General features: G+C 63.3%; 9 protein-coding genes. 7 read left to right on the top strand and 2 right to left on the bottom strand.

The window, feature by feature from the left end; translation table 11 throughout:
• The first annotated feature begins 92 nt into the window (after positions 1-92).
• The 6 genes from mutS (at position 93) to JF616_05850 (ending at position 10,668) form a co-directional block, all read left to right on the top strand.
• On the top strand, positions 93-3,059 hold the full coding sequence (mutS, locus tag JF616_05875; GenBank protein ID MBW8887273.1) for a DNA mismatch repair protein MutS: 2,967 nt from the start codon (positions 93-95) through the stop codon (positions 3,057-3,059).
• Entirely contained in the window at positions 3,056-4,042 is a 987-nt protein-coding gene (locus JF616_05870) for a DUF2157 domain-containing protein (GenBank protein MBW8887272.1), read from the top strand. The genes mutS and JF616_05870 overlap by 4 nt, the downstream gene beginning before the upstream one ends.
• Positions 4,029-5,216 carry a hypothetical protein gene (locus JF616_05865; protein ID MBW8887271.1) on the top strand — a complete coding sequence of 396 codons (1,188 nt, stop codon included), beginning with the start codon at positions 4,029-4,031 and terminating at the stop codon, positions 5,214-5,216. The genes JF616_05870 and JF616_05865 overlap by 14 nt, the downstream gene beginning before the upstream one ends.
• Positions 5,217-5,373: 157 nt before the next feature.
• Positions 5,374-6,207 (top strand): TIGR02147 family protein, encoded by an 834-nt coding sequence (locus JF616_05860; protein ID MBW8887270.1) that lies wholly within the window; start codon positions 5,374-5,376, stop codon positions 6,205-6,207.
• Positions 6,208-6,211: 4 nt separating this feature from the next.
• A complete protein-coding gene (locus JF616_05855) occupies positions 6,212-7,600 on the top strand; it encodes a hypothetical protein (protein MBW8887269.1) in 1,389 nt (462 codons plus the stop codon).
• A 251-nt stretch (positions 7,601-7,851) separates the two neighbouring features.
• Positions 7,852-10,668, top strand: coding sequence for a hypothetical protein (locus tag JF616_05850; GenBank protein ID MBW8887268.1), 2,817 nt, complete (start codon positions 7,852-7,854; stop codon positions 10,666-10,668).
• A 5-nt stretch (positions 10,669-10,673) separates the two neighbouring features.
• Here JF616_05850 and JF616_05845 read toward each other — a convergent pair whose 3' ends face one another.
• Positions 10,674-11,453: a cyclic nucleotide-binding domain-containing protein gene (locus tag JF616_05845; GenBank protein ID MBW8887267.1), complete on the bottom strand. Its 780-nt coding sequence runs from the start codon at positions 11,451-11,453 to the stop codon at positions 10,674-10,676.
• A 93-nt stretch (positions 11,454-11,546) separates the two neighbouring features.
• Positions 11,547-11,789, bottom strand: a complete 243-nt coding sequence (locus JF616_05840) for a hypothetical protein (GenBank protein MBW8887266.1) — start codon at positions 11,787-11,789, stop codon at positions 11,547-11,549.
• A 198-nt stretch (positions 11,790-11,987) separates the two neighbouring features.
• Between JF616_05840 and JF616_05835 the strand changes: the two genes are divergently transcribed.
• Entirely contained in the window at positions 11,988-20,051 is an 8,064-nt protein-coding gene (locus JF616_05835; GenBank protein ID MBW8887265.1) for a tetratricopeptide repeat protein, read from the top strand.
• Positions 20,052-20,120 lie beyond the last annotated feature (69 nt).

Genomic DNA, 20,120 nt, shown 5'->3' with positions numbered 1-20,120 from the left:
GATCTAGAGGGATCGACCCACCGGCGCCTCGGCGCCGATACCCTTAACCCTGTACCCTGTACCCTAAACATCGACCCACCGCAGGGAATCCTATGTCTGCCACGCCCATGATGAAGCAATACCTGGACATCAAGTCCAGGCATCCCGGCTCCCTGCTTCTTTACCGCATGGGCGACTTCTACGAGCTGTTCAACGAGGACGCGGTCACGGCGGCCAAGGTCCTGGGGCTCACCCTCACTTCGCGCAACCACGGCGGGACCGACAAGACCCCTTTGGCGGGCTTCCCCTACCACGCCATCGAACGGTACATGCCTAAGCTCATCGCAGCGGGCATCAAGGTGGCGGTCTGCGAGCAGGTCGAAGATCCCGCCGAGGCCAAAGGCGTGGTGCGCCGCGAGGTGACCGAGGTGGTGACCCGCGGGACAGCCATCAACGAGAACTACCTCGACGCCAAGAGCAACAATTACCTGGCCGCATTGTGGCCCGCATCCCTGGTGCGCGGTCCGGACGCGCAACCTTCCGCGGCCGGGGCCGCTTTGACATTGAACGCCTTGGCCTCAGGCGCTTCGGTCGCCGATGGGGTCGCCGAAGACGTTCCCGCCTACGCGACTTCCCCCGCCTACGCCTCCGGGCCCAGGCCCGGGATCAAAACCGAATCGCCCTATGGCTTGGCTTATCTGGATCTCAGCACCGGACGCTTCGTGGTCATGGAAGGGGATCTGGAGCAGGTCGCCAACGAGATCTACCGCCTGGGCGTCCAGGAAGTGCTTTTCCCCGAGGCCGCCGAACTCCCCGGTCCGCTGGCCGAGCTGCACGATCAGGATCAAGTGCTGGTCACCGCCTTGCCCAAGGGATTCTTCAATCTGCAAGAAGGCATCGCGGCCTTGGCCCGGCAGTTCAAGGTCCATTCCCTGGAGGCCTTCGACTGCGGCCATATGCATCTAGGCCTGCGGGCCGCCGCCGCCGCCCTCGCCTACGTCAAGGACAATAAGAAGTCGGAGCTGGATCATCTGGTGCGCCTGACGCCGGCGCGGTTCGATAGCCACATGACCTTGGACGCGGCCACCATCCGCAACCTGGAACTGATCCGGCCCATGCACGGCGACGACGAGCAGGGGACCTTGTTCCATCTGATGGACCGGACCGTTACGGCCATGGGCGGGCGCGCCTTCAAGTTCTGGCTCACCCACCCCTTGCTTGATCCGGTAGCCATCCGCGAACGGCAGGACGCGGTGCAAGAGCTGCTCGATCGGCCTGAGGCCCTCGAAGATCTGCGCAAGCACTTGCAAGCCATCAACGATATGGAACGCATCGTGGCCCGCTGCGGCGCGGCTCGGGCGCATGGACGCGATCTGCAGGGCCTGGGATTCTCCATGACGGAAGCCGGCGCCGTGGGGCAATGCCTGGAATCCTTGCGGTCGCCGATCTTCGCGCGCGAGCGCGGAAAGCTCGCGGCCATGCGGGAACGGGGCGAACGCCTGCTGGGCCTCCTCACGGAAAGGCCGCCCCTCACGGTGCGGGAAGGCGGCATGATCCGGGCCGGGGCCTTTCCCGAGTTGGATACCTTGGTGCACGGGATCAGCGACGGCCGAGAATGGCTGAACGGCTTGCAGGCCCGCGAGCGCGAGGCCACCGGAATCCATACCCTCAAGGTCGGCTACAACAAGGTATTCGGCTACTATATCGAGGTCACCAAGGCCCAGGAAGACAAGGTTCCCCCGCATTACCTGCGCAAGCAAAGCCTGGTCGGGGCCGAACGCTACATCACCCCCGAGATGAAGGAGTGGGAGAGCCGCATCCTGGGGGCCGAAGGCGAGATCAATTCCCTCGAGTACAAGCTCTTCTGCGGAATCCGCGACGGAGTCAGCCGCGAAGCCGGCGAGATCCTGGAGGCCGCCCGCGTGCTGGGCATGGTGGACGTCCTCTGCTGCCTGGCCAAAGCCGCCCGCGATCTCCGCTTCACAAGGCCCATCCTCGCCGAAGACTCCGCCCTCCGCATCGTGGGAGGACGCCATCCCGTGGTGGAATCGATTACCGAGGAAGGCGCTTACATCGCCAACGACGTCCATCTCGACGCCGCGGACAGGCAGATCCTGCTCATCACCGGGCCCAACATGGCCGGTAAGTCGACCTACCTGCGCCAGGTGGGCCTTATCGCCCTCTTGGCCCAGATAGGCTCCTTCGTACCCGCCGACGAGGCCCGTATCGGCATCGTCGATCGCATCTTCACCCGCGTGGGAGCGACCGATCGCCTGGCCAAAGGCCAGTCCACCTTCATGGTGGAAATGATCGAGACGGCCAACATCCTCAATCACGCCACCCCGCGCAGCCTGATCCTGCTCGACGAGATCGGTCGCGGGACCAGTACCTACGACGGCTTGTCGCTGGCCTGGGCCATCACCGAGGCGCTGCACCAGGATCCGCGCATCGCCGCGCGCACCTTGTTCGCGACCCATTACCATGAATTGACCCAGTTGGCCCAAAGCCTGCCGCGCCTACGTAACGTGCAGGTGACGGTGAAGGAAGCGGACGGCCAGGTGATCTTCTTGCGCAAGGTGATCGAAGGGGGCTGCGATTCCAGCTATGGCATCCACGTGGCCAAAATGGCGGGCGTCCCGGATTCGGTGATCGAGCGGGCTTGGGACATCCTGGCCGGGCTGGAGAGCCATGGCCTGGCCGCAGGCCCGTCCTTGCCTGCGCCCGATGCCGGCCACGCCCCCGCTCCGGCCGCGGCGCCATCCCCCGCGTCAGGCGACGAGAGCGTGCGCGAAGCGGCGCCGGGATACTCTGGCTCCATTCTCGCCCCGGGCCGGAAAACCAAATCCGCGCCCCAGGATCAAATCGATCTGTTCCAACCGACCGTGGTCGAAATCGAGAATCCCTTGCACCGCAAGGCCTACGAGGATTTGCTGCGCATGGACCTGGATCATATGAGCCCCATGCAAGCCATGCTGAAATTGCACGAGCTCAAGGCCCGCCTCTCCGAAGCCGCCGAGGCCAAAAGCGCCGCCTCCGCCAGGACGTCCGCACCGGCTTCCGCGCCCGGCCGGCCTGGATGAGAACCGCCTTCCCGACCGGTTCCCTACCCGACGGGCTCCTGGCCCGCATCCAAGCCCGTGACGCCGAAAAGCCCTTCTCCCTTTTCTGGGAAGCGCGCGCCTGCCTGTCCCTCGGAGTGCTGTCCTTGAGCGCCGGGCTCGGTATCCTGGTCTATAAGAACATCGGGACCATCGGCCACCAAGCCATCCTGGCGGCGATCGCCCTGGGGGCCCTCGCTTGCTTCGCCTACTGCTTCCGGCGCGCGCCCGCCTTTGCCTGGGAAAACGTCCCCCGCATCGCATCGGGCGCCGACTACGCGCTCTGGCTCGGGGCCCTTCTCACGGGCACCTTCGTCGGATACCTGCAAGCCCGCTACTCTCCCTTCGGCGAGCATACCGCGATTGCCTTGGTCCTGCCCGCCGTCTTCTACCTGTTCCTCGCCTACCGCTTCGATCATCGCGGGGTGTTGCAACTCGGCGTCGCGGGCCTGTGCGCGGCGGCGGGGGTCGCGGTGACGCCCGTCGCGGCCATGCGCGCGGGCCTATTCGACTCGCATCAACCTGTGTTCACGGGCCTCGTCTTGGCGGGAGCCTGGGGCATCGCGTCCTGGCTTTCCGGGCGACGCGGCTGGAAGCCCCATTTCGCGTTCAGCTACGGCAACTTCGCGGCGCATCTTCTTTTCCTTTCCTGCATTGGCGGGATGTCGGCCAATAGAGGCCTCGGGGAAGCCGCCTATTTCCTGCTTGCGGCGGCGGGAGCAGGCGGACTCTTCGTCTACGCGCGGCGGCTGCGCAGCGCCTATTACGTTCTGGTGGCCGTGGCATACGGTTATGTTGCCGTCACCATCATGGTTTTCCGCCATATGCTCATCTCGGGATGGGCGTCCATCGAGATGGGATTCCTCTACTTTCTGCTTTCCTGCGCCGGGGCCATCGGGCTATTCCTCAACCTGAAAGGGCTGCAAGGAAGCGAATCGTCCGGGGAGGAACATGCTGGCCTATAAGCGGAAGGATTGGGACCTTCTCGCGCGCCGCCGGGAAATCTCCCGTTGGGCCGCTGAAGGCTATATCGAAACGCCCGCGGCCGAAACCCTGCTGGCGGATTTCCCCCAGCCTTTCTACTCCCCCAACCCTTTCTTCCGCATCGGGCTTTTCTTCTTCGGAGTTATCTGCGTTTCCGCCGCCCTGGGATTGTTCTTCCTTTTCTCCGGCGAGATCGCGGATGGGGATACCGGTATGGGAACGCTGTTCCTGGTATCCGGCATCGCTTGCCTGCTAACCACCGAGATGCTGATGCGCCAGGCCAAGCCGTTTTTCCGCGCGGGCGTGGAGGAAGCAGCTTGCTACACGGGGATGGCCTGCGTGATCTGCGCGTTCCTTACCTTCGCCGGTTACCGCCACGGGAGCCCGCTTCATGCCCCCTTCGCTTTGCCCATCGCGGCCTTGCTGGGAACGGCGGCCCTGCGGTACGCCGATCGCTTGCTGGCGGCTCTCGGCTACGCGACGCTGGCCTTTGTCGTGCTGGATTCGGGCCGTTATCCGGGCATGACGGGGATATTCCTGTTTCCCCTCTCGATGATCGCGTACTCGACCCTCAGCGCCTGGGCATGCAGCCGGGCCTTGAGATCCCCTGCCCTCGCCCCTTGGGATCCGATCTGGACGGCTCTGCGGCTGTTGGCCCTCGCCCTCACCTACGCCGCCGGGAATTATTGGGTGGTGCGGGAATGGTGCTACCCCATGCTTCCGTCCGGAGCCGGTCCCGCGCTTCCCTTCGCCTGGGCCTTCTACGCCTACACGTTCGCCGTTCCCGTTGGCTACGTGGCATGGGGCCTGGCGCGGAAAGATCGGCTCTACCTGGACGCAGGCCTCATCGCCATCGCCGCGGCGGTCCTCACCTATAAGGCCTACCATAACGTGATGCCGGTCGAGACGGGATTGACCCTGATCGGGATCGTTTTGTTGGCGGTAGCCTGGGCCTGCCTGAGGGCTTTCCGTACGCCACGCTTCGGCCTCAGCACGGAGCCACGCCGCCGCCAAGCGCGCGGAAGCCTGTTGGATGCGGAAGCCTTGGCGGCCTGGGCTTCCTTCGGGGGAGGGACTTCGCAAGGCAAAATCCCGGAAGGCTTCCAAGGCGGCGGGGGAAAATTCGGGGGAGGCGGGGCCGGGGGCAGTTTCTGAACCCGACTTTCCCTCTCTCATTCCGTAATCATTCTTCCTAAGTAATTCCTCAAATTATGAGGGTTTTTGCCTCTATTTTTGGAATATTATCCCACTTTCTGTAATCCTGAATCTAAAACGACTTCATTTCCTACCGGGTTTTGGCTATACTGCGGATATGGACGTCTACGGATACGAGGATTACCGGAAATTCCTCGCCGACTCTTTCGCCGAAAAGCGGAAGGCGCCCGCCGAGGATGGCGGGAAGTACACCCATAGGCGCCTGGCCGCCGACGCCGGCTTCAGCAATCCCGGCTTCTTCAACGATGTGGTCAAGGGCCGGCGCACCTTAAGCGACTCCGCCCAAGACAAACTGGCCGCCGCCTTCGGCCTCAAGGCCGGCGAAGCCGAATACTTCAAGCTCTTGGTCGCCTACGGCCAGAGCAAGGATCCCCAAGAGCGCGACGATCTCTATCGGCAGATGTTGTTCCGCCGCAACCGTTCTTCTTTCGTGCGGCTCAACCCGATCAACAGCAAGTACTACCAGGATTACCATTACCCGCTGGTCCGCGCCGCCATCCAGGTCTTCGACTTCCGCGGCGATTACGATGCCCTGGCCCATTTCATCCGGCCGACCATTCCCGTGGCCACCTTGAAGAAATGCGTGCGCGACCTTTGCGAATGGGGATTGGTGGCGCAAGCGCCGGACGGAAGGTACCATCCCGCGAACAAGAACCAGGAGCCCGCGCCTTCCATGGGCGATCTGGTCAAGCGCCTGAACCGCGAATGGGTGATCCAGGCCGCCGATGCGCTGTTCATGTTCCCCAAGGAAGAGCGCTACATCTACTCCGCCTTGCTCACCGTCGGCAAGGAGACCTTCCAGGAAATCCAGCGCCGCATCGAGAAGTTCCGCGAAGAGATCATCGCCTTGGCCAAGCGCGAAGAGAAGCCTGATCGCGTCATGCAATTCAACATCCAGCATTTCCCCCGCAGCCACGTGAAGGAGACCTGAAGCCATGGACGCTCGATCCTCAGGCAATCGCTTCCCGTCTCCGGCGCGCCGCGCAGCGGCCCTGTCCGCCATCGTCTCGGCCCTATGCCTCCTAGGTTGCATCGTCGGCGGCGAAAAGCACGCCGGGGTGGATGAATTCCCCAACAGCGTCTACGCCCGCGTAAGCGGATTCCTGGACGAAGGCAAGAAGTCGGGCGACCTGGGCGTGCCCGACCTGGGCGACAGCCTGCAAACGGCCGGCGGCTTCATCGTGGCGGCCGCGAAGCTGGCCGTCGCCAAGGAAGCCGCGAACGGCTTCGAGGCGGCGCATGCCCTGGCGAAAGCGGCGGCCGGGTGTACCGGATTGGTCGCCACCTGGACCGACTCCCTCGCGAAACTGGCGCCGGAAAAGCTTTACACCAAGGATAGCGTACAAGTCTGCCTCGATGCGAAGGCGCTCGATACCATCAAGGGCAACGAGACCATCATCCACGTCAAGAGCGTCACGACTTTCGTTTCCGGACGCATCGAGACGGCCGAAATCTCCGATGCCGACGGCGACGGGATAGTCAATCCCGTGTCGGGCGGATCCTCCCGGGCCTCGCTGGTATTGACCGCCTTGGACAAAGGCGTTCTGGAAAAGACCGTGCTCACGGTGGGACCGGGGCCGGACAACGATTTCTCCACCGAGCCCGACAACCTGACCTACACGGCGTCCTGGACGAAAACGCAGGGCCCGGATACCCTGGCGCTCGCTTCATACGCCGATGCCGACAGCGACGGGGTAGCCATAGACAACGGCAAAGCCTCGGTGGTGGATTTGGATTTGTATCAGAAGGGACCTTCCGCGGATCATCCCGATGCGCTCTGGACGCGCGCCCTCTTGCGGATGGTGGTCCGTTACCACGTGGACGCCAAGGAAGTGCGGCGCGTCCGCTTCGAAATGGAAGACCCGGCCCATCGCGTTTCGACCGGCGAAGTCTTGTCCCGGGACGGCGCCCCGGATTTCGACATGCGCGATACCGTCATCGCCCATTTCTCCACGGTGGGCACGGCCGCCGCCGATTCGCTGGACACCCTCCACGTGCGCCTGACCATGAAACTGGGTGCCGATTTCGATAGCCCGCTCGACGATACCGTCTACGCCATCCGCGCGGTGTCGACGCAGAAGAGCGGCGACGAACGCCGGGCGGAATTCAGCTTCATCTCATCCAAGCCCATTCCCTCGGGCGCGCCTCCGGAAGACGGGGCGCTGTCGATGGCGATCGACTACCGCGACGGCACCAGCCTTACCCTGGACGGAACGTTGAAGGCGAAGGCCTTGGACGTGATCATCGTGGATCGCGAAGGGCGGAAAGCCCACGTGACCTGGGATGCGGAGGGTCGGGGCGTTTTGTTCGAGAGGGTTCCTTAACAACCCGCTTTCGCTCCGAGTCGCCCCGCCCATAGAGGGCAAGGCGGCTCTATCCGACGCCAGGAGCAGACATTCCCCACCGGCCCAGATTCCCTCGGGATGCCCGATGTCTGCGGAATGATCGGCGAGGGGATGCAATTGTTGATCGTCCCGCATCTAATGGGGACTTACGCTGCGGAATCCCCCGGATTCTACTTACAATCATCATTGGCATAGGCATTGCTCGAATCACACGATGATTTGGAGGCCGAATGGGAACATCAACCGATCGTATCGCCGCCGTGATTCTTGCCGGCATGCTGGGTTGCCATGCGGATTGGAAAGCCCTCCCGCTTCCGCCGCTGGATTCTTCCTCCCACGATCCCATCTGGTCCATCGCCGCCCATGGCGGCGCCCTCTGGGCGACGACCCCCGAGGGGATGTTCCGGTCCCTGGATTCGGGCAAAACCTGGTCTTCGACTCGGCCGCCGGGCTTTCCCCGCGATGCACGTTTCCCGGGCACCGGCGGACGCCTGTTTTCCGCCGCCGGTTGCCTGTATGCGACCGCGGCCACCGGCCTTTTTTCCACCTGCGACAATGGGTCCAACTGGAAAAGGCTGAACCGGGATATGGGATCGATCGAGCGGCTCAAGGGCGATGCGAAGCGGATCATGGCGGGCGCCGCCGACGGAGTGCCGCGTCTCTCCGAAGATAAAGGGGCCACCTGGAGGACGCCGCCGCCCTTCTTCCAGGACGATTACGGATTGGGGATGGATGCGAACTCCCTTTTCCAGGACGGTTCGCTGCTCTATGCCTGCGGATGGAATGCCTGTGCCAGTTCGTATGATTCGGGCCGGACTTGGGGAGTCGGTTCGCGTTTTTACGACCGCACCGGTAATAGCATTCCTGGCTGGATCGACCGGAAATTGGGACGCCTCTGGTCGGAGGGCCCGGAGGGTCTGGTAATGTGGGATGAGAAAACCGCGGAAGATCTCCCGCGCGGGGTCCCGGACGACCCGCAATTGGGTTACTTCCGGGCCAGCGGCGTGGCGGTCGTGGGCAAGACCTTGTTCACCAGCGGCAGCTGGGGCGGGATCGTCCGCTCCGCGGGCGTCTACATGTCCACGGATACGGGCAAGACTTGGCAAGCGCGGAACGAAGGGCTCCCCTCCTATACGGCTACTCCCGGGACAGGCACCGGCTATTACGTGGATTCGGTCTTCGCCATTGGGAATATATTGTTCGCCCGGGGCTCAGGCCCGGGAGGCGTCTTGTACCGTTCCACCGATTTGGGCGCCCACTGGACGCATTCGGATGAAGGTCTTGCCGGGGCCGGCAATTTCGTAGTCCACGGGAACCGGATCTTCGCCTTGGGCAGCGATCAAGCCGGCCACTGGTCCTTCTCCGACGACACCGGGCGGACTTGGTCGCCCTGGAACGAAGACAACCGCGGCATTCTCGCCTTCTCGTCCACGGCCGCGTTCGAAATCCGCGGCGACGGCGGTCCCTATTCCCAGGACACCCTGCTGGTCTCCCGCGACGGGATGAAGACCTGGCAAACGCTGCGCGGGCCCTGGGCCGCCTCGACCGGACCCTATCCCGATCATCTGTTCGCGTCGGGAAAGTACGTCCTCGCCGGCTACGAATACCTATACCAACGATATTGGTTTTCCCGGGACGAGGGACGCACGTGGGAACCGGATTCGGTTTTCCTGACCCAGGAGGGCTTCCACCTGCAGGCGCAGATCGGGAACTCGATCTTCAAGACCGATAGCGTCAATCTGCTCGCCTCCCGGGACCAAGGGCAGACCTGGGCCCCTTCCCTCTTGGCGCGTCCCGCGTTCACGGCCCTGGTCGGTTTCGGGAAAACCGTCTTCGCGATCACGGGGGATAGCCTGTACGCCTCTTCCGATGCCGGGACGAATTGGGGCAAGCCGGTGTTCGGGAAGGGCGAAGCCAAGGTCTTCGCGCTCGATACGCTGGGCGGGCGTTTATATGCGGCCACGGAACGAGGGCTGTGGAGCACCCGCGACGGGGCCGCCTGGACCGAGGCCCCCGGAGCGGGGTTGTATTCGACGGGCCTGAAGGCGATCGCGGCCTCGGGTTCGAACCTGGTGCTCGCCACCCGCCAGGGCCTCTTCCGCAGCCCCGATTGGGGAGCGCATTGGTCCGCCATCCCGGCGGGCCCGCCAACGGTCCGTTCCCTGGCCTATCGCCAGGGCCGTTTCTTCGCCGACTCGTGGGAGGCGGGACTGTGGTCTTCCTCCGACTCCGGGAAATCCTGGGCTTTAGGCTTCCCGTCGCAACCTCCCGGGGAATACCAATTGTACGGACGGCATCTGGGAATGGCCGCGGGGTTCCAATCCCTGTATCTGAGCGTGGCGAACGGGTTCGGAGTAGTGCAATCCATCGATACCGCAGGAGCGAAAGGATGGAGCGGGATGGGAAAGCCGAACGACCAGGAGGACGCCTGGAGCCTGGCGCGGGGCGCCAATGCCGTCTACGCCTGCGATGGCGAAGGGTCCTACTCCTTTCCCCTGCCGGGAGGACTTTGGTCCGCCGTGAAACTCCCGGGATCGGGGCCCCATGATTTCGTCGCCGGGGACGGCCAGACGGTGGCCGCAGCCTCAGGGTCCGGGGTCTCCTATTGGCCGGCGTCGGCCTCGGATTGGCAGCCCACCGTGGCGGGCATGCCCAAGGACGATATGACCGCCCTCGCCGTGGCCGATGGCCGCCTGTATGCGGGACTCTTCGGCAACGGCCTGTGGGTCGACTCCGAATCACCGGTTGGGACGCTCCCGCGCCCGGATGGACCGCTCCTCTCCTCCCGTCCCAGGGCCGCGTTGGGGCCCGATGGCAGCGCCCTGTTCCGCGTGGAGTTCGCCCGCCCGGCGCGCGTTCGCTTGGAACTGTTCGGGATATCGGGCCGGACATCGGCATCGGTGGATCGCCTGGCGGCCGCGGGGGCGCTGGACCTGCGAGTCCGTCCGCGGGACAAGGGCGTGGCGTTCTACCGGCTCACGGTGGCTCCGAAGGGCGGAAACGGGGAAGCGGAATCCTTGGAGGGGAAACTGGCGAATATACGCTGATCGGATCAGCCCGGGGTGCTGATCTTGACGTTCAGATCCACCAAGCGATGGCACAACGTGCGGATAAGCCCGTCCACCATGGCGGGGCGGTATTTCATGATGCGCAGGAATTGCTGCTGATCGATCACCTGGACCAGGCAGGGCTCCAAGGCCAATACGGTGGCGGTGCGCTTGAGGCCGGTGAAGAAACTCAGTTCGCCGAACACTTCGCCGGGTTTGATCTTGGCCAGGCTGAAGCCGCGCGCGGTCACCGAGGCCGTACCGCTCAGCATTTCGTAGACCTCGTTCGGGCGATCGTTCTCCCGGATGATGATCTCGCCTTCCTGGTATTGGCGGATCTCCGGTTCGTGCTTGATATCCTCGGCGATGTAGAGAGAGCAGAGCAGATGCACGATGCGGCTTTCCAAGGCTTGGTAAGCCAGCCAGTCCGATAGCAAATCCGCATCGGATGAGAGGGCCAGCAGGAAGTCTTCCTTCGCCACCACTTGCACTTCGGATCCGAATTCGCTCGTGATGGAAAGCCCGCCGGCTTCTCCGCAGCCGGGAGCCAAAAGCAGATCGCCGCTGGAATACAGGCGGATGGTTTTCTCGCCATGCTGGCAACGGAACACGCCTTTGACGATGCGGATCAGGGAAGTCGGGGCGACCGTGAGCAATTCCGAGTCCCGAGTCAAGACGCGGACCTGGCCTTTTCCCTGGAGCGAGGCCGCGAGGGACTGGCCTAATTGCTTGGCCTTCTTTTCCATCTCCTCCAGGAACGGAGGGGTATCCATGAGGGTGAGCATACTGTAAGGATATTTTCCCAGGTGGGTCGGGATTTCGACGTGCTCTGCGTCACGCGCAAGCCTGATAATTCCCTAGGACCCAAACCAAAAACGCTAAGGGCCCAAGGAGCCGGATTCGGGCGGCTTGCGATGGAACCGCTCTTTCGGATTCCGGATCCGATTGAGGTATTCCAAGGCCTTTTCCCGGTTCCCGCGGATCATGTACAGGGCGTAAATATTCCCGTATTCGCTTTCCTGATCCACGATGGCGGCCAAATGATCTTCCGGGGACCGGCCCGATAGGAACAGGTATTTCAATTCTTCGGGAGAGGGCTCGTGGTCGAAAACGGTTTCCATGCTATTCCTGCCATCATTATAGGACGCTGCTTTCTGATAAAACAAGAAACCACGCTCAAAAAAACCAATCGCCTTGCCGGGTCTGGCACTGGTTAACTCCGCCCCTGAACTTGACATCCGAGCCTCCGGTGCCATAATGGGAAAGCCTTCCTCCAGGCCAGTTCCGTGTGTTTTTACCGCAATTCGAGGTAGTCCGTCATGAAGCAGTCCCCACTCCTCCACAATGAATCCTCCCTGCGCGGGAGCATGCTGATCCTCGCCATCGCCGCGGCCTTGGCCGGATCGGGGGCGCGACCCGTCCAAGCGGCGGGCGCGAAAGCCAAAACCACACCATCATCGTCCGGCGAGATAAATCAGGACGGCATGGTGGAAGCCACCGTGGGCAAGATCCTGAAAGGCGACTTCATCGGCGTCGACACGGCGGGCTTCGTGGTGGAATTGGAAAACCGCCTGGCGCGTAAGCCCGGGCAAGAAGCCTGGCAGGAGGCGGCGGCAATACTTCATTACCGTGCGGGACGCTTCGCCGAGGCGCGGCGCGCCCTGCTCAAGCTGCGCAAGCCTTCCCCGCAGGCCATCCGCCTGCTCGCCTTGTCCCACTTCGAGCTCCAGGAATACCGTAAGGCTCTGGCCTGGTTCGCGCAGATGCGCGACGTCCGTTCCGCCCAGGCGGACTGGGAGAAATTCTGCATCGCGCTCTCGTATGGCGGCTCCCGGGCGGAGGCGCTCAAGGAATGGGAAAGCTTCCGGGCCCGCAATGCCGGCTCCGACGCGGGCCTCGATTTCCTGGCGGATTACTATCGGCATCCCTTGCAGAAGGAAAAGCTGCTTCCCGTCCTCGAGAAGCTGGCCGTGAAGGACAAGGGCGGCCCCGATGAAGCCAAGGTGGTCCTGGAGCTTTCCGGCTTGTACGGGGAGAGCAGCGCGAAGGCGGTGGAGCTGCGGCAGCAATACCTGAAGCTGATGCCGGAGGACTTCGCGGCCGCGCGCGGGTTGGGCGCCATGTTCGAGTCCCGCGGCGAGATTCCCAAGGCCATCGCCATCTACCTGCAGGTCGCGGGGCGTTTCGCTTCCGATCTGAAGTTCAACCGGCATTTGGCCGAGCTGTTGTCCAAGCCGGACAAGGATAAGGCCTTGCTCTACTACGAAACCTGCCGGACGCTGGCGCCCAAGGACGCCGCCTATCCCCTGGCCATGGCCCGCTTGCACGAAGAGCTGAAACATCCCGACCTCGCGCTGGAGATGTATAAGGCGGTACTGGACCTCAATCCGACCCAGCCGGAGGCCAAGGCCCGCATGCTGGCCCTGGCGGCCGGCCGGCCGCAGCCGGGACCCTGGCTTTCGGCCATGGTGGAGAACGAGCGGAAGAACCCGCGCGATCATGCCTTCCAATTCCAATTGGCGAAAATCTTCCTGGGAACGGGCGATCGCGAGAACGCCTACAAGTACTTGCAGAAGGCCCTGCAGAATTCGGGCGACAAGGAGGAATACGCCGATCTCTTGCCCCAGGTGGCGACCACGGACGCCCAGATCCTCAAGCATTTTTCCTTGCTACAAAAGCTGGTCCAGCGCCCCGGCCCCACCCCCCAGGCCCTGCTCCTGGTCGGACGCGGCTATTCGCTGTTCAAGAACAAGGAAAAGGCGGCTGAGGCCTATGCGCGCGTGCTGCGCATGGACGCCAAGCTCATCGAAGGCCATCGCCAACCCATCCTGGACCTGTACGCCGTGAAGGACAATGCGGACGCCGCGCGCCTGGCCGACGCCTACATGGCGAAGGACCCCAAGGATGAGGAAGTGCTACGCATTCGCGTTTCCGCGCTCGATGCCCTCAACGTGCCGTCCGCCCGCATGCGCGCGGCCATCCAGGATCTGATCGCGTCCGAAGCGTATAACGATCAATGGTACTTGCGATTGGCCGAGCTGGATTTGGCCGCCAAGGACACCGCCGCGGCCCTGGCCCACGGAAAGGAATGGACCAAGCAACATCCCGACGACAAGCGCGGGCTCCAATTCGTCGAACCCCTGGCCGCCAAGGCCAAGGACGGCGATCTGTATTTCGCCGTGCTGGACAACCAGGCGCGCCTGGAACCGGCCAACCAGGCGGGCTATGAACTGAAAATGGGGTATTTCTTTTTCGACCAGGGTAAATGGTCCCAAGCGGCGGAAACCCTGGGCAAGCTTACGGGATCCTTCGCCAACGACGCCAAGTTCTGGTATCGCCTGGGCATGAGCCAGGCCAAGCTCGGGCGGGAAGGCGCGGACGTCTCCTTGGAGAAGGCCTATCATCTGGAAACGACCAATGTGTCCTATGCGCGCGCTTTCGCCGGCCTCATCGAAGAAGACGCGGCCCTCAAGGCCAACGTGGACGTGTTCCGCTTGATCGCCCGCAACCAGCCGGACAAGGGCGAACGGCATAAGTTCGCCCACGCGCTTTACCTGAACGGCGAGTACGGATCTTCGGCCCGGGAATGGGAAGCCCTGTTGGCCCTCGATCCGGCCGTAGCCAACGACGATTCCACCGCCGGCCTGGCTTTCCTCAAGGCGGGCCAGGTCAATAAGGCCAAACCCATCCTGGAGAAGCGCCTGGCCGATCACCCGCGCGACGTGCAACTCTTGGCCACCCTTTCCGACTTGTACGCCAAGGAAGGCGACGGCAAGCGCAAGGTGGGCATGATGGAACGCCTGGTGCAGGAAGATCAAGGGGTGGGCGATTACGTATTGCGCCTGGCCCATGAGAAAGAGAAAGCCGGCCAGGCGGCCGAAGCCCTGTCCTATTACTCGCAATGGGCCTTCCGCCACGCGGACGACGCGCCCGCGCTGAAGTCCTACCATGATCTCGCGGAGAAGCAGAAAGACACCACCGCCCTCATCGAGGCTTTGCGGGCCTTGACCCAGATCAAGGGCAGCGACCGCGCCTGGCGCTTCCAGTTGGCGGAACTCTATTTCGCCCGCAGCGGCGAGACCAAGGAAATCGAAGAGCTGGTGAAGGCCAATCCCGACTACCGCCAGGGCAAGCTGCTGTTGGCCTGGGAATGGCATTCCAAACGCGCCTTCGCCCAGTTGGCCGCCCTGGAGCCCTTCCTCGCGGCCGAAGCCCCCGGGAACGGGGCTCTGCTGGAAATCCTCGGCGATCTCTATGCCTGGCAGAAGAAAGGCCCGCAGGCCCAAGAGGCCTATTTCCATTGGCTGGCGGTCAAACGCAAGGACAGGGACGTGTTCGACAAGGTCTACGCCTATGCGCGGGAGACCAAAGGCGCCAACCTGCAAGCCGTATTGAAGCTGGGAGCGGATGCCTTCCCGCAGGACAACGAGATCCTGGCGGACTACGCCGCTTCCCTGGGGATCACGCGCTCGGCGCTGGACGCTTATCAGGGGCTTTTGGCTAAGGACCCGCAGAACGCGGACCTGGTCGCGAAGGCGGCGGAACTGGCGCGCGCTCTGGGGGACCAAGGAGCGACGGCCAAGTGGGCCAAGCGCTGGACCGATCTCAAGCCAGGAGATGAGAAACCGTGGTTATGGTTGATCGAAGCCCTGGCCTCTTCCGGCCGGAAGACCGATCTGGCCGACGCGATGGAAGGCCTGTTGCGGCTGCAATCGGGTAATCTCGATCTCATCTTGAAATTGGCGCGCTTGGAAGAGGAGGTCGGCCGGCCGGATCGGTCCATCGGCCTTTATCGCAACGCCCTGTACCTGGCCCCCAAGGACAAGTCCATCCGCGATCGCCTGATCGCCCTCATGAAGACGAAGGGGAAGAAAGAGGATCTGGCCGACGTGTTGACGGAAATCCAGAACATCGACTCCAGCGCGCATGAGGCCCAATTCGAATTGGCGAAGCTGTTCCTGCAAAAGGGGGATAAGGTCAAGGCCTACGCCTATCTGGGGTCCGCCCTGGAACTGGCGCCCCTCAACCAGTCCTACCTGCGCTTACTTCCCCACGCCATCCATAGCAAGCAGCAGATCGGCAAGCACTTCAAGCAATTGCAGGCGTTGGCCGCCCGCCCCGAGACCTCGCGTTCGAATCCCGAGAGCGGCGATCTTTTCCTGCTGCTTGCCCAGGGCTACGCGGCCCAGGGCCAATGGGATCAGGCTGCCGCGAATTACGCGGTGGCGTATAAGCTGGAGCCCAAGCCCCTGCTGGGCGATCGTGATGCGGTGATGGCCGTCTACCGCGGCAAGAATTACCAACTGACCGCCGAGCTGGCGGATCGCTTTATCGAGGTCAATCCCGATTTCGATAAGGAAATCCGCCAGGTGCAGATCCTCGCCTACGAGAAAACCAACCAGGACCCCGCGAAGATCCGCAAGGCCCTGCAAATGCTGCTCTCCATCGACAAGGAAAACGCGGGCGGCCTCTTGCGCCTGGCCGAACTCGATCTGCGCGCCAAGGACACCTCCGCCGCCACCGCCAACATCCGCGCCTGCCTCACCACCAGCCCCAATGAATTGCGGGCCTTCAAGATGCTGTTGCCCCTGATCAATCCCGCCATCGCGCAGCAACGCGTGACCTACGTGGTGGTGCTGGAGAAATTGGCCCAGCTGGATTCGGCCCACCATGCCGACCACCTGATCCGCCTGGCGGATTTCTATTTCGGCCGCAAAAGCTATCGCCAGACCGCGCGCCTCTTGTCGGAAGTCATCGAGCTGCGCCCCAAGGACGCCGAATCCTGGTACCGCTTAGGTCAATGCCGGAACCAACTGCAGGTGGGCGATCAAGGCGTGGAATGCTTCCGCAAGGCCTACGCCTTGCAGCCCTCCAACCCGGCCTATGCGCATACTTACGCCCAGTCCCTGGAGAAACCGGAAGAGTTCAAGGCCAACCTGAAGCTGTACCAGTTCACCGAGGATCGGGGCCCCAGCCTGCATGAGCGTTACGGATTGGCCATGGCCTACTTCTACAACGGCGACGCCGCGGCATCGGCCAAGGCCTGGGACCGCTACGGCTCCGCCAACGATCAGTTGGTTTCGGGGCCCAAGGGCGAAGCCCCTGTGAAGGCAGAACCCAAATGGATCCCCGAAGCCGCCCTGGCTTACGTCAAAACCAACCAGCCCGCCAAGGCCCTGCCTTTCTACCGCCTTCGCCTCGATCACGAACCTGATAACCTAGGGCTGCTGGACACCGCTTGCGGCCTGTTCGCCAAGACCGGCGACGAGAAGGGCCGCGTGGCCATGCTCGAGGGCCTGGTGCGCGTGGACGCCACCTACAAGGACTACCAATTGCAATTGGCCCAGGCCAAGGAGAAGTCCCGCGACACGGTGGCGGCGATCGATCAATACGGCCAGTGGACCGCGCGCCATACGGCGGACGCCCCCGCCCTCAAGGCTATGCATCGTTTGGCCGAAGGCAAGCGCGACACCGCCAGCCTGGAAAACGCCCTACGCCTCCTCTCCGCCATCAAGGGCATGGACCCGGAATATTCCTTCCAGTTGGCGGAACTGCAATTCAAGTTCAGCGGCGATCCGGCCCAACTGGAGAAACTGGTGAAGGCCTATCCGCAATACCATCGCGGCCGCGTGATCCTCGCGAAGGAGTATTACCGCCGCTACGACATGGCCCGGATGATGCCCTTCGAAAAAGCCCTCGCGGAGGAAGCGGGCAAGGACCGCGATCTATTGGGGCCCTTGGCCGAGCTGTACGCCTACCAGGACAAGAAGGCGCTCGCGCATAAGGCCTTCCGCGATCATCTGGTATGGCGGCAATTGGTGGCCCAGAACCGGGCCTCCGCTGCCGGCGCGGCAAACTCGGGGAAAGCGGCGGACGAGAAGGCCGCGGCCCTGGCCGACCTGCGCCAGGCCTTCGACAAGGCTTGGCTCTACGCCGATGCCAACAAATCGCCGTACTTGGCGGAAGTGCTCACCATCGGCAACGACAATTTCCCGGGCGAACAACCCATCCAGATGGGCCTGGCCGCCGCCTTGGGCAAGGATCCCAAGGCCCTGGCCCTTTACTCGCTGGTCCTGGCCAAGGACGGAAGCGACGTGAATGCGCTACGGGCCGCATCGGAATTGGCCGTGGGGTTGAACCGCTTCCAGGAAGCCTCCGTTTGGCTGGAGAAGTGGACGGCCCTGGAGCCGGCCGCCTCCCGTGCCTGGCAGCTTTCCGCCGATGCCTGGCTGCAGCTGAAGAATCCCGCCAAGATGGCTGATGCCCTCGATCATCAATCCCTCCTTTCCCCCACCGATGCCGCCCTGGCCTTCCGCGCCGGCCAGGCCTTCCTCGACGCCAAGAACAAGGATAAGGCCCTCGAATACCTCATCCGCGCCGACGAATTGAAGCCGAGGGATCCCACCTACGCCTCCGAACTGATGGAACTCTTGCGGACTTCGGCGGAAGAGTTCCTGGCCAAGGGCGAGACCGGCAAGGCGGTGGAGATGTACGGCCTGATGCTGCAACGTGATCCCAAGCAAAAGAAGGCGAACTTGTACATGGGCATGTGGATGGCCGAGAACCGCGATTACGGGACCGCCGAAGCCATGCTTAAAGTGGGCCTGGAACAGTCGTCCGAAGGCAAGCCGGTTTTGGCCAAGGCCTGGCGCCTTCTGGGCGATTGCCGCCAAGCCGCCGGCAAGTATGCGCCGGCCCTGGAAGATTACAAGCGGTCCTTAAGCTTCGATCCCAACGACAAGGCCGCGGCGCTCGCCCGCCTGGACGTCACCCGGGCCCTCTCCCTGCCGGCCGAACTCCCCGCCGCCCTCGCGGACGTGATCCGTATCGACTCGACGAACATCGACGCTTGCCTGGCCCTGGGCGAGATCAAGCTGAAGGCCCCCGACTATCCCGCCGCCGCCGCCCTCTATCGCCGCGCGGCCCTGGCGCGCGACAACGATGCCGACGCCTGGGCCCGCTACGGCGACGCCCTGGAAGGGGCCAAGCGCGGGAACGAGGCCATGCAGGCCTGGGACAAGGCTTACGCCTTGGGGGATCGCAACGCCTATACCTTACAAGGCCTGGCGCGTATGCACCGCGAGGCCGGCAGCCTGGACAAGGCCCAGAGCGCCCTGGAAGACCTGGTCGCCATGCAGCCCGATAACGACGAAGCCTGCGCCTGGCTGGGGGCGCTCTCGCTCAAGAACGGCAAGTTGGAGCGCGCCGAAGAGCTCTTTGCGCAAGCCTCCCAGGCCGCTCCCGAGAAGATCGAATACGCCGAAGGCCTCGCCGATATCTTCCTGAACCGCAACGACGCCGAATCGGCGCGCGAGCTGCTCGAGCCGCAGAAAGCCAAGCTTACGCCCGGCGGCAAAACCATCCTGGGCGACGCCTATCGGGCCACCGGCAAGATCGAAGCCGCCTTGCCGCTCTATGGCGAAGCCAACCAGAAGGCCCCCGCTCCCCGCGCCTTGGTCGGGCTTTGCGAAGCGCTTCTCGCCAAGGGCAAGGCCGTCGATGCCAAGCGCCAGATCGAAGCCTCCGCCTTCGCCAAGGATCCGGCCGTGCAACTGTGCCTGGCTAAGGCCCTGCTCGCCATGCATGATCGCGAGAAGGCCGTCGAAATCCTCGCGGCGCTGGCCAAGCAGGATCCGGAGAATGCCGATTACCGCTACAACCTGGCCCTCGCGCATTACGAGCAGAAGAACCTGGGATTGGCGTTGAAGGAATTCAAGGAAGCCCTGGTGAAGAGCGCCGATCTCGCGGATGCGGCCTACCACATCGGGCTCATCCTCATCTCCCAAGGCCAGATCAACGATGCGCGGTCCTACTTCTATTCCCTGGCCCAAACCGTGGCCAAGCCCGATCGGGCCTTGGGGCTGCGGGGCCTGGGCGCCGCCAGCCTGGCGGAGAAGAAGGCCGCCGAGGCATCCGAATACTTCATCCAGGCCGCCGATGTCTTCCCCGCCGCCGAAGCGATGGCCGAGGTCTCGGAAATCAAGCTAAGCCTGGGCGATCCGAAAGAGGCCGAGGAATGGGCGCAGAAGAGCCTCGCCGACGACGAGGACTATTCCCGCGGCATCGTGGCCTTGTCCGAATCCATGTTGGCGCAAAACCGCCGGGACGAAGCGCGGGACTTCCTCAAGGAAGCCCTGGGCCGCAATCCGCGGGCCTGCGACGTGCACCTCGAACTCCAGAAGGTCAACCTGGCCCTGGAGAACCTGCAGGCCATCGCCGATGCCAGCCGCCAGGCCCTGACCCTTTGCCCGGACGAACCGCTTTCCTATTACTACGCGGGCGTGGCGGCGGATAGGACCTACAAGAAGAAGCAGGCGGAGGAATACTTCAATTCCTATAAGAAAATGGGCGGGGACCGGGCGGTCCTGCCGAAAGGGTATTAAGAGTCCCTAACATAAGGGGGCGGGAAACTCCCCCCTTCCCGATGCCGGGGATTCGGTATATTCCTTATT

The organism is Fibrobacterota bacterium, from assembly GCA_019509785.1.
Taxonomy (GTDB): Bacteria; Fibrobacterota; Fibrobacteria; order UBA11236; family UBA11236; genus Chersky-265.
This window is presented reverse-complemented; position numbering and strand designations above follow the sequence as displayed.